The organism is Marinobacterium rhizophilum, assembly GCF_024397915.1.
Classification (GTDB): Bacteria; Pseudomonadota; Gammaproteobacteria; order Pseudomonadales; family Balneatricaceae; genus Marinobacterium_A; species Marinobacterium_A rhizophilum_A.
In genome coordinates, this window is record NZ_CP073347.1 from 1539858 (window position 1) to 1553452 (window position 13595).

General features: G+C 56.6%; 11 protein-coding genes. 7 read left to right on the forward strand and 4 right to left on the reverse strand.

Annotation, left to right across the window (positions count from 1 at the left end; all coding sequences use genetic code 11):
• Window positions 1-53 precede the first annotated feature (53 nt).
• Window positions 54-476, forward strand: coding sequence for a VOC family protein (locus tag KDW95_RS06820; protein ID WP_255855535.1), 423 nt, complete (start codon window positions 54-56; stop codon window positions 474-476).
• Between the two features lie 134 nt (window positions 477-610).
• Here KDW95_RS06820 and KDW95_RS06825 read toward each other — a convergent pair whose 3' ends face one another.
• Window positions 611-1969 (reverse strand): DEAD/DEAH box helicase, encoded by a 1359-nt coding sequence (locus tag KDW95_RS06825; RefSeq protein WP_255855536.1) that lies wholly within the window; start codon window positions 1967-1969, stop codon window positions 611-613.
• Between the two features lie 235 nt (window positions 1970-2204).
• Between KDW95_RS06825 and KDW95_RS06830 the strand changes: the two genes are divergently transcribed.
• The 5 genes from KDW95_RS06830 (at window position 2205) to KDW95_RS06850 (ending at window position 8948) form a co-directional block, all read left to right on the forward strand.
• On the forward strand, window positions 2205-2492 hold the full coding sequence (locus KDW95_RS06830; protein WP_255855537.1) for a helix-turn-helix domain-containing protein: 288 nt from the start codon (window positions 2205-2207) through the stop codon (window positions 2490-2492).
• 572 nt (window positions 2493-3064) lie between these two features.
• Window positions 3065-3973 carry a LysR substrate-binding domain-containing protein gene (locus KDW95_RS06835; RefSeq protein WP_255855538.1) on the forward strand — a complete coding sequence of 303 codons (909 nt, stop codon included), beginning with the start codon at window positions 3065-3067 and terminating at the stop codon, window positions 3971-3973.
• 286 nt (window positions 3974-4259) lie between these two features.
• Window positions 4260-5249 (forward strand): zinc-dependent alcohol dehydrogenase family protein, encoded by a 990-nt coding sequence (locus KDW95_RS06840; RefSeq protein ID WP_255855539.1) that lies wholly within the window; start codon window positions 4260-4262, stop codon window positions 5247-5249.
• Between the two features lie 223 nt (window positions 5250-5472).
• Complete coding sequence (locus tag KDW95_RS06845) at window positions 5473-6837, forward strand: MATE family efflux transporter (RefSeq protein WP_255855540.1); 1365 nt, start codon at window positions 5473-5475, stop codon at window positions 6835-6837.
• A 245-nt stretch (window positions 6838-7082) separates the two neighbouring features.
• The gene (locus KDW95_RS06850) at window positions 7083-8948 is read left to right on the forward strand and encodes a monovalent cation:proton antiporter-2 (CPA2) family protein (protein WP_255855541.1); all 1866 of its coding nucleotides are present in this window, start codon (window positions 7083-7085) and stop codon (window positions 8946-8948) included.
• 407 nt (window positions 8949-9355) lie between these two features.
• Here the strand turns inward: KDW95_RS06850 and KDW95_RS06855 are convergent, their stop codons facing one another.
• From KDW95_RS06855 to KDW95_RS06865, 3 genes are all read right to left on the reverse strand, one after another.
• Window positions 9356-10036, reverse strand: coding sequence for an FMN-dependent NADH-azoreductase (locus KDW95_RS06855; protein ID WP_255855542.1), 681 nt, complete (start codon window positions 10034-10036; stop codon window positions 9356-9358).
• Between the two features lie 246 nt (window positions 10037-10282).
• Window positions 10283-11713, reverse strand: coding sequence for a purine-cytosine permease family protein (locus KDW95_RS06860; protein WP_255855543.1), 1431 nt, complete (start codon window positions 11711-11713; stop codon window positions 10283-10285).
• Between the two features lie 138 nt (window positions 11714-11851).
• Window positions 11852-12466 (reverse strand): DUF1989 domain-containing protein, encoded by a 615-nt coding sequence (locus KDW95_RS06865; RefSeq protein WP_255855544.1) that lies wholly within the window; start codon window positions 12464-12466, stop codon window positions 11852-11854.
• Window positions 12467-12593: 127 nt separating this feature from the next.
• Here KDW95_RS06865 and KDW95_RS06870 point away from each other — a divergent pair, with 127 nt between their 5' ends.
• On the forward strand, window positions 12594-13481 hold the full coding sequence (locus KDW95_RS06870; RefSeq protein ID WP_255855545.1) for a LysR substrate-binding domain-containing protein: 888 nt from the start codon (window positions 12594-12596) through the stop codon (window positions 13479-13481).
• The last annotated feature ends 114 nt before the right edge of the window (window positions 13482-13595 follow it).

Here is a 13595-nt window from a genome sequence, read left to right on the forward strand (position 1 = left end):
AACAAAGATCAAAACAAGCCCGGTTCCCGTTTTGACCGCATCGGAGACACAGCATGAGCCCCCGCCCAAACGCCCTTAACGGCATGCGCCATATTGCTTTTACAGTGGAAAACCTGGAAGAGGTGGAACGCTTTTATGTTGAACTGCTGGGCATGCAGGTACTGCACCGCCCGCACCAGAACCTGGTGTATCTGACGCTCGGCAACGACAACCTGTCCCTCAGCCGGGGCAGCGCGACCGACAGTGCCCGTGGCCCGCAGCGGCTGGACCATTTCGGCTTTATCTGTGATGAACCCGGCGATGTGGATGCCTGGGCGGATTACCTGGCACGCCAGGGCGTGGAGATTCTCGCCCGCCCCCACGATCACACCAATGACCCCGGGGTACGCAGCTTTTATTGCCTGGACCCGGCCGGCAATACCGTGCAGCCGATTTACCACCCCGCCGTCTCCGGCCAGCGGCTGGTACAGCCCTGAGGGCGCTTGCCGGCAAAAATAAACCCAGGGTCCAGAAACGACATTGCCGCCCCGCCGTCATCCAGTTATGTACTGGATGATGGCGGGGCGGCAATGGGATGGCGCCAGGGCGCCGGCACGGGAAGCCGTACTATTTAACGCGCCGAGGTGGGCGTGGCACGGCGCGGACGACGCCGACGCGGCTTGCTGGCCGGTGCCGCCGCTTCGTTGCCACCGGTGCGACGAGACTGTTCGCCGCCAGCCGGTTTGGCGCGACCCTGGCCACCGCCACGGCGCTGACCGTTACCACTTTTGGCGGCTCTTGGCGCAGCAGCCGGTGCTTCAGGCTGGGGTACATAGTTGGCGGCGCTGGCCTGCAGCATGTCCAGATCCACCACAGGGGCCGGCTGTACATCGAACTTCTGGCGCAGCAGGCGCTCAATGGCGCGGAATTCCTTGTCTTCATCGCGACTGATCAGGGACACGGCTTCACCGCTGGCACCGGCACGGCCAGTACGGCCAATGCGGTGCACGTAATCCGCCGGTACATTGGGCAGCTCAAAGTTCACCACATGGGGCAGCTGGTCGATATCCAGACCGCGAGCCGCAATATCGGTGGCGACCAGCACCCGTACATGGCCACCCTTGAAGTCGGACAGCGCACGGGTACGGGCATTCTGGCTCTTGTTGCCGTGAATGGCAGCAGAGGTGATACCGTTGCGCTCGAGCTGCTGACTCAGGCGGTTGGCACCGTGCTTGGTACGGGAGAAAACCAGCACCTGGGACCAGTTGCCAGCCAGAATCATGTGCGCCAGCACGGTCATCTTCTCGGTCTTTTCCACCGCGTGGAAACGCTGCTCGATCTTGTGCGCCGTCACATTGCGCGACACTTCGATGCTGGTGGGGTTGTGCAGAATATCGCTGGTCAGACGGCGAATTTCCGGCGAGAAAGTCGCCGAGAACATCAGGTTCTGACGCTTTTTGGGCAACAGTTTCAGGATACGCTTGATGTCATGGATAAAGCCCATGTCCAGCATGCGGTCGGCTTCGTCCAGCACCAGCATCTGTACGTGGGACAGATCGACGCAACCCTGGCTCTGCAAGTCCAGCAGGCGGCCAGGGGTCGCGACCAGGATATCGACGCCGCGGCGCAGCAGATCCTTTTGCGGGTTAATGCTGACACCGCCGAAAATGATGGCCGAACGCAACGGCAGATGACGGCCGTAAGTACTTACGCTCTCGCCCACCTGGGCGGCAAGTTCCCGGGTCGGGGTCAGTACCAGCGCCCGCAGCTGGTGTCCGTCGGGTGGGCGGTGCTCAGACAGCAGGTGCAGCATGGGCAGGGTAAAGCCGGCGGTTTTACCGGTGCCGGTCTGGGCGGCGGCCAGCAGGTCGCGCCCTTCCAGTACGACCGGAATCGCCTGGGCCTGAATGGGGGATGGGGTTTCGTACCCCTGCTCTTGTACAGCACGCAGCAGTGCGTCGGAAAGTCCGAGAGAGGAAAAAGCAGTCATGAATGTCCGTAGTGTGGAATCGGTCGGCAGGCCCTGACGTGTTGTTCATACGGCACCGGCCCAGGATACAGCTAAGCGGCGCAGCTTACCGCAAAGCCCCCCCGGGTGCGAGCACTATTCAACACCGTGGATGATGTGCCACGCATCGGGCTGCAAGCCTTGCAGCGCCTGAAAATGGTCAGACTGCGCCCGTTAGACTAGGCTGATTGCAGTTACGTACGAGAGGAACCGGCACATGACCCGCAGATCTCAACGCGCCTTCTTTCGCAAAATCTATCTGGCCTGGCTGATAGATAATGGCCGACACAACCTGCGCACCCTGCAGGAGAAAACCGGCATGCCAAGACGCACCCTGCAGGACAGCCTCAAGGACCTCGAAGATATCGGCATCCGCTGCGTCTTTGAACAGAGCAATGGCGAGCGCAATAACTGCGGTCTCTACCGGGTCATGGACTGGGGCCCAATCAGACGAAGCTGGGTAAGAAGCAACTTGCCGCTCCTTAAAGAAGAACTTGAACAGTGAATTTTGCGGGAGGGAAGGCAGAGGGACTCGGGCCTTTCACAGACTGCAGCGCCCACACAGGCAACACCTTTCCCCTTCTTGATCAACCTGCATAGGGTCTCCTCCGGTATTGCAGGGCTTGGGCAATAGGCCCGGACCGGGCTGCGGGCATCGAGCATTCAAGACGAAAATGCCCACGCATTTGATAAACCACAGCCAACCGGGAATTCGGATCATCAGTACGACACGACCTGGTACGGCCCATCCTTCAGGAACTTCGTGACCGCATGGCACATGCAGCTTGCCGGGTGAACTGACCGGACAACAGCCGCTTTTACAGTACTGTCAGCCTCCAGGCTTTGCGCCAGACGGTTGAGACCAACAGCCAGCTGCCAAGCGCATACTTGCGACCCAAAGAGTTTGCATCCTCGAGCAGGCACACCCAGCAAGCCTGCCTGAGAAATGCAGCAAGCGAGCGGCTGCGGGCAAGCCGACCAGGCCGGGTATCGTCCGAAGCGCGGTGCTTTTTTGTTGCACAATCGCAAAAAAAGAAGCGACAATGACCTCATTTTTCTGATTTTGGATATAGTTTCATGGATATAGAAGGCATACGCCTCTTTGTACTGGCTGCTGACTTGCTTAATATCAGTGCAGCGGGACGTCAGCTCGGACTCGCACCCGCGGTAGCCAGTGCGCGCCTGTCCAAACTGGAAAACCAGGTGGGTGCCGACCTGCTGCACCGCTCCACCCGCAAGGTTTCGCTGTCCATGGAGGGCGCCGAATTCCTCCCCTTCGCCAGGGAGATTCTGTCGCAGGAAGGCGCAGCGCGGGCGGCGCTGGGCAATGGCAGAAGCGAAGTCTCGGGAACCTTGCGGTTTGCGGCATCCAGCACCTTCGCCCAGCTTTTCATTGCCCCCATACTGCCGGAGTTTCTCGAACGCCACCCCGGCGTAAACCTGGAACTGAAACTGTCCGATACGCAGATGAACCTGATCGAGGGTGGATTCGACCTGGCCTTGCGCAACTATGCGATTGAAGACAGCAGCCTCAGAGCGAGAAAGCTGGCGGACGACAAACGCATTCTTTGCGCATCTCCCGAGTATTTGGCACGCCACGGCATGCCCCGGACACCCGATGACCTGGTCAAGCATCAACTGCTGACTTTCATGAATGGCTCGGCGAAAAAACTGTCGTCCCGCACCGGCGGCCCGGCGGCCACTTTCCCGCCTGCGGGCGCAAAAAACCGGGTCAGTTGCGATGATGGTACCAGCATGCGAATCGCAACCCGGGCAGGCGTTGGAATTTCCATGAATGCCTGCTGGAGCATTTACAAGGATATGCACGATGGCACTCTCGTGCGGGTCCTGCCTGACTATGAAGTCGAAGACCGCTCTGCGATCTGGCTTGTCTACCCCAAATCCAATGTCCTGACGGCAAAGGTCCGGGTCTTTATCGATTTTCTTTTGGAGAAAATTGGAGATCCGCCCGTCTGGGAAAGGTAACGCCGGGCGTTTACCCCCGCTAAAGATTGTTCTCCTCCCCGCCTGCCCAACAGGTGCCGCAAACACAGCATGCAGCTCTGGCATGGGTCACGCGCCCCGCGCCCCCCCAAAAATAACCGTTACCTCGCTCCTGGTGACCGTACGCAGGCCTGCCCACTTAGCCGCAGGCGTGCGGCGAACGCCTGATTATATTTAATATCAAGAAACTGATTACCTTTATAAGTCATTTATAGCTAACGAGATCGGTATATATTGGAGCAACTTAACACCCGCCAGGAGAACCCCAATGAAAGCAATGATCCTGAATGAATACGGCGACAACGCCGAGTTTCAATTGACCGAGCTGCCCACGCCCTCGATCAAGGCCGGACAGGTACTCGTGCGCGTCGCCGCTACCAGCGTGAACACAATCGATACCATGATCCGTCAGCTGGGGCAGGAAAATCTGCCCCTCTCGCCGAGCCTGCCCGCCGTACTGGGCATGGACTTTGCCGGCACCGTTGAAATGGTGGGCGACGGCGTCACCCAGTTCGCGCCGGGCGACGAGGTCTATGGCTGCGCCGGCGGACTTGCAGACCTGCAGGGCGCACTGGCAGAGTACATGCTGGCCGACAGCAGGCTGGTAGCCCACAAGCCGAAAAGCCTGACGATGCGCGAGGCAGCGGCGCTGCCAATGGTAGGCATCACCGCCTACGAAGGCTTGCAGCGGGTCAACGTGCAGGCAAACCAGGCAGTATTGGTGCACGGCGGCACCGGCGGTGTCGGGCATGTTGCCGTACAGCTGGCCAGGCACTTTGGCGCCGACGTCTATGCCACCGGTAGCGGCGAGAAACAGATGAGCATCATTGAGCAGTATGGCGCTACCGCCATCGACTACCGCACGCAGACCGTCGCGGATTACGTCGCAGGCTACACCAACGGTGCTGGCTTCGAGGCGATTTTCGACTCGGTGGGCGGCGCAAACCTGGCCAATTCCTTCGAAGCGGCAGCACTGAATGGCCAGATAACGACCACCCTGGCCATGGCGGAACTGGATTTGACGCCGGCACACTTAAAGGGCTTGTCGCTGCACATTATCTTTATGCTGATCCCCATGCTGCACGACCACAAGCGGGAAGATCACGGCAACATCCTGGCGAAACTGAGTGAAATTGTGGATGCAGGTGGCCTGCGCCCCCTGCTGGATGACAAGCACTTTGGCCTTGCCGACGTTGGCGATGCTTACGCCCGCCTTGCCAGCGGCCAGGCCATTGGCAAGGTCGTGGTTGAGATCTAGCCCACCCGAGGGCTGACCCGCCCTCCCGAACAGGCGGGTACTTTCCCGCTACAGCACCCCACAGGGGGCGTCATCCATTGCGACGGCGCCCCCTGCCTGCGCGATGCGCCCTGGGAAAACGCAGCGCTCAAACCATGCCAGACAAGGCGCCCCTGCAGCTTCCTGCCCTCCCCACTGCTTGCAGAAAAGGTACTGCCAGCCAATCGAACATCCGGGATACATCATGACGCTATCTTCAGCCCCGCTGGGCAGGCAACTCTACCGCATGACCTGGCCCATGCTGATCGGGTTAGTTTCCATTCTGAGCTGCCAGTTGGTAGACAGTGCGTTCATTGGCCAGCTGGGTGTCCAACCCCTGGTGGCAGTCAGTCTATCGATTCCCGTTTACCAGCTGATCGTCGGCCTGCAGGTTGGACTGGGCATTGCCATTACCGCGATCATTTCGACCGAGAACGGCGCCCGCAATCATGCATATGCCCAGGAGTTTGGCCTGCTGGTGATCGCAACCGGCGTTGTGCTGGTGGCCATTGTCGGACTCCTGCTTTGGTGCTTTCAGGCGTCGATCATGTCGTTCCTCGGCGCCCATGAAACCCTCTACCCGCTCGTGAAGATCTACTGGTTGCCGTGGCTCATCAGCTGCTGGCTGGGGGCCATGCTGCACATCGGCTACAGCATCTTCCGCGCCCACGGTGACACCGGTGTACCGGGCATGGTGATGCTCTTGTCCAGCATCATTAATATCGTGCTGGACCCACTCTTCATCTTCACCTTCGACTGGGGCCTGGCCGGTGCTGCCTGGGCGACCTGCGTCGCCTTTGTCGCTGGAAACGCCATTCTGTATCACAGGCTTTGGACAAAACGGCTGATTTGCTGGCCGCAAACATCGGCGCAGCAGGCAGCACGGCTCAAGCGCCTGTTAAACTTTATGGCGCCTGCCACCCTGAGCCAGTTTCTCCCGCCACTGGCGGCGATGCTGGCCACCATCGCTGTTGCCAGTCACGGAGATACCGCCATTGCTGCCTGGGGACTGGGGGTAAGGCTAGAATTTTTCTCGCTGATCATCGTACTGGCGCTGACAATGGCAATGCCGCCCATGATTGGCAGCCTGCGGGGCCGCGGTGATCTCGATGGGATACTGCAGCTCGTCGGCATGGCGCTCCGGTTTGTCCTATTCTGGCAACTGACAGTCGCCATACTACTGTTTTTGGGGGCCAGCACTGTCTCCGGGGTGCTGACCCGGGATGTGCATACAGCAGCCCTCCTGAGCGAGTTCCTCTGGCTGGTTCCAGTCAGCTTTGGCCCACTTGGGCTGTGCATGATCGTGGTTTCGGTGTGCAGCGCAGTGGGAATGCCCAGGCTGGCCTTGATTGTATCCGCCGTGCGCCTGTTCGGTTGCTACCTGCCCCTGCTCTGGGTCGGCTCCGAACTGGCAGGCCTCACGGGGCTCTTTGTGGGGGCGATGGCAGGAAACCTGCTGGCCGGCCTGATGAGCTGGAACCTCTATGGCCGGCTCTGTAAAACACTCCGGTCAGGGCACATGCTGAATAACCGAAGCCAGCAACAGGTCACACTGCAGACGGCACCCTAATGCTTGCAACCTGGATGAGCACACAGCACACAGCACACAGCATAGGGGTCGTGCAGCAGGTTTTTCGAGGTACCCTGCTATTGATCGGTCGATATTTACCCACGCACCGGGAACTGAAGGAGTAACCTTTACCGATTCCTGATTGCAGACCCCCTCGATATCCAGAGGGCCGCTACAATGAGGCCCATGAATGGGACCATGGGCCAGACCTAGCCAACTCAACCTGACCATTGCGAGCAGCCGCCATGACTGAATACCTGATCCAGGGATGTATCTATCTTCTTGCGGCCGTTATCGCGGTACCGGTAGCAAAAAGACTGGGGCTGGGCTCGGTACTTGGCTACCTGGTCGCAGGCGTCGTGATCGGCCCTGTAGCCGGGCTGGTCGGCGATGAAACCGTCACCATCCAGCACTTTGCCGAGTTCGGCGTGGTCATGATGCTGTTCCTGGTTGGGCTTGAGCTGGAACCTCACGCGCTCTGGCAGATGCGCGCCCGCCTGTTTGGCCTGGGGGGCTTGCAGGTTGCCGGAACAACCGGGCTCATCATGCTGGTGTCCATCGCCTTTGGCTTGCCCTGGACGCTGGCACTCACCATCGGCCTGATATTCTCGCTCTCGTCAACGGCGATCGTCCTGCAAACCTTCCAGGAAAAGGGACTGGCAAAAACGGACGGCGCCAGCAACGCCTTTTCCATCCTGCTGTTCCAGGACATTGCGGTCATTCCCATGCTGGCTTTTATACCGCTACTGGCGCTGCCCGAACTGCTCGCACTTGCCCCCTCGACACCGGGCGAGGGTCATGCAGCAACAGACCTGACCGCCGGCCTCCCCGGCTGGGCCTACGCCCTGGTGGTGATCGGCAGCATAGCCGGCTTGATTTTCGCCGGGCATTTTCTCAGTCGGCCATTACTCAAATTCGTGGCCGATACAGGCCTGCGTGAAATCTTTGTTGCCTGCGCACTGCTGCTGGTTGTCGGCATCGCGGCGCTGATGAGCCTGATCGGCCTGTCTCCGGCACTGGGGGCCTTCCTGGCAGGCGTGGTGCTTGCAAATAGCGAGTTCCGTCACGAGCTTGAATCCAACATTGATCCCTTCAAGGGGCTGCTGCTGGGCCTGTTTTTTATCACGGTCGGCGCGGGCATCAACTTCGCGGTGCTGGCCAACCAGTTCCTGATGATTACCGGCATGGCTCTGGGGGTGATTGCCGTTAAGGCTGCTGTGCTCTACGTTCTGGCGGCCCTGTTCAAGGTTCATGGCAGCGACCGCTGGCTAGTGACACTGAGCCTGGCCCAGGCGGGTGAATTTGGATTCGTGCTGCTGTCGTTCAGCGTCCAGCAGAGCGTGATTGCCGGGCCCATCGTCGAGCTGCTGCAACTGGTCGTGGCACTATCGATGTTCCTGACACCCGTGCTGTTTATCGCGTTCGACAAGCTGATTCTGCCCCGCTTTGAGCAGGCATCCAACGAGCGCGAAGCCGATGACATCGACGAGGCCGGACATGTGATTATCGCCGGAGTCGGTCGTTTTGGGCAGATCGCCAACCGGTTGCTGATCGCCAACGGCGTAAAAACCACGGTGCTGGATCACCAGGCCACGCAGGTCGACAACATGCGCTCAATTGGACTTCATGCCTACTTTGGCGATGCAACCCGCCCGGAGCTGCTGCACAGAGCCGGCATTGAGCAGGCGCTTGCGTTCATTATTGCGATCGACAACAAGGAGGAATCGGTAAAGCTTGCACGCTACCTGAAGCGCACCTACCCGGCACTGAACGTTCTTGCCCGTGCCTATGACAGGGGACACCTGTACCAGCTGCGCAATGCCGGTGTCGATTCGATCCAGCTGGAGACTTACCATTCAGCGCTGGAGATCGGTGCTCAGACACTGGCTGATCTAGGCTTTCAGCTCTCCGATGTCGAACATAACAAGCATGCGTTCAAGCAGGTGGAAATAGAGGCATCGGATGCACTCTATCAGGAGTGGATTTCGGGAGAAGACGGACAGCGCTACAGCACCGACTACAAGAAACTGTTCATCAGCTATCAGCAAAAAATTACCGAGCAGATGAAGGACGACCGAGCGGACAAACAGGCAAACGACGAACACTCCTGAGCCCCGCCACCCAGGCGCACTGCATGGGACTCTCGCTGACCCCGGGTGCTGGAAAGCCGTGCATTGTGATTGCACCAAGACCCGAACAGGCCCGGCAAGCGTGGACAGGGTTACAACCGACGTTTCGGGACTTAAATGCCTGCGGACCCATGAACCCGATCGCACTGTACCGTGCCGCAAGGATCGCGGCCGGCCAGTACCGCGAGTCCTGCGATATACTCAGCGCTCAACGTCACCCTGTCACTTGTCGACTCTGCGCCCATGGCATGATCCTTCGGCCATTCATCCTGTGTTGCCGGCACCCAGACCACAGATGCCGACGGCCTGCAAAGGCTGGCGCAGACCGCCCGTAAGGCCAGCCCTCTCTCGCTACGGTTACAGCACAGAGCGCTGCAGATTGGCGGATCTCAGGTCAGACTGTGTTCGACACGCAATGATTCAGCACCTGCTTCGATCAGATCATTGACCAGCACCGGCACAGCGGCAAATGCATCGCTGATCGAGGCCTCATGGCGGGCATCCCCAAATTCCTGATAGTTGATACTGATCGCGTGCATTTCCTCAACGCCCAGGTAGTGCGCGCAAGTCTGTATATGGGGCTCGAGGTGATTGAGCTTTTCACGCAGGCCGCCAGCGCCAAAACCGAATTCACCACGCGAACTCAAAACGACTAACTTTTTGCCGCTCATGATCGGCTCCAACGGGTAATCTCCGCGTGCCAAGTCGAACGTAAAAGTCTTGCCAATGCGAATGACCTTATCGAACCAGGATTTAAGAGCCGCAGGCATTCCGTAATTATACATCGGGGTACCGATGACTATCAGGTCTGCGCGATCAATTTCATCAATAAGCTGATCGGACAAACGAATTTCCTCCCGCTTTTCTGGCGTCATATCCTCTTCAGCTGTAAATACAGCACCAATCCACTCTTCAGTGATAAATGGCGGCGGATTTGTACCAACATCTCTAGTAATAACCTGCGTCTGCGGCTGATGCTCTATCCAGCAATCGACGAACGCCTTTGACAGTTTTCTGCTAAGAGACCTGTCTAGTCGCGCGCTTGCATCAATATGAAGAATTGTAGTCATTTTCTTTTCCTTAATAACGCAGGCAACCTTGCCTGCACAGGTTGATGTGACTGCCCTTGAACTTTCCTTTCCCGAGACAGACCTTTATCGTCAAATGCTTGTTTGTATTGACTTGAAATTAGTAACGAAGCACTCCTGCAGCCGATATCATTATTAACCCGGCGGGTTAATAATATCACCGTTGAATCAGGATCTTTTTACCCAAAGCATATCTACCTAAAATCCTAAATTATTTTATGATCTCGATTATTCTGACACCATCGCAACGCTATGGATGTTTGCCCTACGGCTACGATGAAGAAAGTAATAACTACTGCCTGCGACGACAAAACCGGCTAGCCAAGATAGATCAACTCCACCAAGAGCCATAGCGATGGGACCTTGCATGGATTCGATGCTGCCGACCTGAAAAAGCCAAGCGGAAATCACCCCCAGGACCAGGGAAAAAATTCCGCGCCAGTTTATATCGCCACAAATACTGTCAGCGTGATGACGATACAGTTCGTTAATATCGATACGGCCGCGGCGCAACAGGAAGAAATCCACCAATGTAATGGCCGCCCAGGGGCTAATCCATACTACAAAGAAGATCATCACGTTTTCGAAGGCATGAACGAAGTCACTCGACTGCAGGAACAGGTACAGAATAAAAAGTGCAACCACACCCGAAATAGCAGATACCAGCCAACGCGGCACACGCATGTCAAGCGAGAGCGTTGCAAGCCCCGCGGAATAGATAACAACGATATTGGTCGCTATAGGCCCATGAAGCAGTACCAGCAGCACGGGTAACGCCATCGCGCCAAAGACCGCAATAATCAACTGGGAAGGGTCAGACCCACTCCCCGCTGAAGCGATTGCAGCCCCCAAAAATGCCAGCCACACTGTAGGCACAAACATACCCAGGAATGAGGAACTGAATACCTGGCGGTCGGAGAGGGTGGCTTTTGTATACCGGGTGTAGTCCGATGCATAGACAAGCCATGAGATACCCCACCCTATACCAATGGCCGTCATCAAACTGCTCATTGCCGAGAATTTGCTCATCCCTTCCTTGCTCGACTGCTGCCACTGCACATCAACGTGATCAAATGCCAATACGGTCATCACCACCATGATCAGCAGAATAAACGGCATCGTGTAGCGTTCAAAATACTTGATAGCATTGAAACCCCAGGCCGCTATTGCAACCTGAAGACACATAATTATTATCGCAATCAAGTATTTAAGTTCAATACCCCCATCCACACCCATTCGCTCGAGCGCAGCTATCGCCAAGTCCAGTACAATCCAGGTATTCATCGCCACCCAGCCCATCGGCATAAGCACCTGCATAAATGTTGGAATATAGGCACCACGCCGCCCAAAAGCGAGACGGGATAAAACCATCTGCGGAACACCGGTTCGGTGACCCATAATGCTGATGGCTCCGAACAAGGCACATCCGAGCAAGTTACCAACAATAATTACGGCCAGCGTTTCGACCAAACTCAAACCCAACTGGATGCCGATTGCACCTAACACCCAGTTAATAGGCGCAACATTAGCGCCAGCCCAAATAAAAAACTGATCCAGCTGGCCTGAAGTTCGACTTTCATTCGGAACAGGATTAACACCTAACGCATCATACCGGGACTCTACAGCCCCTTGGGTTGCTACTTCGATATTTTTTGACATTATTATCCTCACAACTGATGAAACATCAGTACTGTTGCAGCTAGCCAGCTCTTATTATGATTTTTTGCATTGAAGACAATTAAGTTAATTTCACGCCACTAGTTAAAGGTATTTTTGCGGCGCCATCAGAACGCAGAATCATTCGATAATGTAATGTACGTCCGTCGGTGCCATCCCGTTGACTGCAGTAACATCTTGAGGGCAAGCGGAGAGTACAACAACCAGTTCCATTTCGGCCCGCAGAGTAACGTATTGCCCGGGGTCACTCAAAGGCGCAGAAAACTCAAGCGAGCCATTCACAGCGACAGGTACATTCATAAACAAGTTTAGAGGACTTGGCGTATCAATAGTGCTTAACCCCAACGCCTCAAGGGCGCTAGCAAGATTCTCTGCGCAACTATCGTGATGCCCAGTAACGCCAAGCTGCTGATAGCGCACCGGATCGCAGGCCGCAATCAGAGTGTCATGCACACCAGGCGTGGTGTCAGTCACAATACTGAGTATCGGGCGACGCCTGTTAGTAATGAGCATATCGCCGGCTTGCGGGTTCACTTTCAGCCACCAGGCCCGACTGTGCTCCATTGACATGGCCTCCCCCATGTCTGCCGGGTTAAAGGCCCAAGTATCCACGACCTGCTTGCCGTAGGTGTTAATCACCTTGATAACTTGCCCCCTTGCGAGTCTGATGGCAACACCGCTGCGAGCCGCAAGACGGACTCGATTCTCAGCCTGAATAGAGTTGAGAGAGTTCACATGGTACCTCCTGGTTTATGCTCTACTGAACGCCGTATCGCGCTTGCAAGTATGAAATCACAGGGTGACACCTCAATACCAATAATATAAATTGGCTGCAATATAAGTTAAATCTATAGGCTACCCCATGCGGATACGTCAGCTTGAGTGTTTCAGGGCGCTAATGATCCACGGCACGATGACCAGAGCAGCGGAACTGCTCGGCGTTTCTCAACCCGCAATCAGCAGCACCATAGCCACACTTGAACACGAAACCGGCCTGACACTGTTTGTGCGCAGGGGCGGTCGATTACAGCCCACAGCCGAGGCCCACCTTTTCTATGCGGAAGCGACACGGGCCCTGGAGGCTGTCGAGAAAACCCTTCAGATCGCTCAGGATATTCGCTCGGGAAAACGCGGCCATCTCGCTGTCGCTGCCTATGCCAGTATTTCGATAAATCTTCTGCCCCGGCTACTGGCTCAATTTAGCCAAGACCGCCCTGGCCTGAAGGTGAAAGTTACAACTCATGGTTCCCGGCATGTACAAGAGCTGATGACTCGACAACAGTTTGATATTGCAATCGCGGAGCTACCGCTGGACTACCCGAGCTCGCATCTGGAAATTTTTTCCTATGAGTGCAAGTGCATGCTACCCATCGACCATCCACTCACAACACTGGATGTCATCACCCCTGCCGACCTCGACGGCACACCATTTGTGACCTTGTTCAAAGGCGATCCAATATACCAACAGCTGGCGACGGCCTTTTCCAGCTATGGCGCCAGCTGGAATGTCGTCGCAGAAACCGAGTTTTTTTCCACGGCATGTCAGTTGGTGGAATCAGGGTGCGGTGTCGGTATCGTCGACCCCGTTGTCAGCCTGCCCTTCACATCAAAGCTTGTTTTAAAACCGTTCGCACCAACGATCAAGTACGAAATTGCCCTGCTTTCTCCGACTCATGAGGAGCCATCAAAGCTGGCTTTGGAGTTTATCGACGTACTAAGAGAAAACCTGAAGCCCGTGCCGCCAGCCTGATCCGGGATCAATGTGCCAGCCATCATAAATTCAATACCACTACACGAAAGACCGGCGCCCTTACCTGCAGCCAATGACAGCTGTACGTTTAGGCTGAACTGTCGCAGGGTTTCT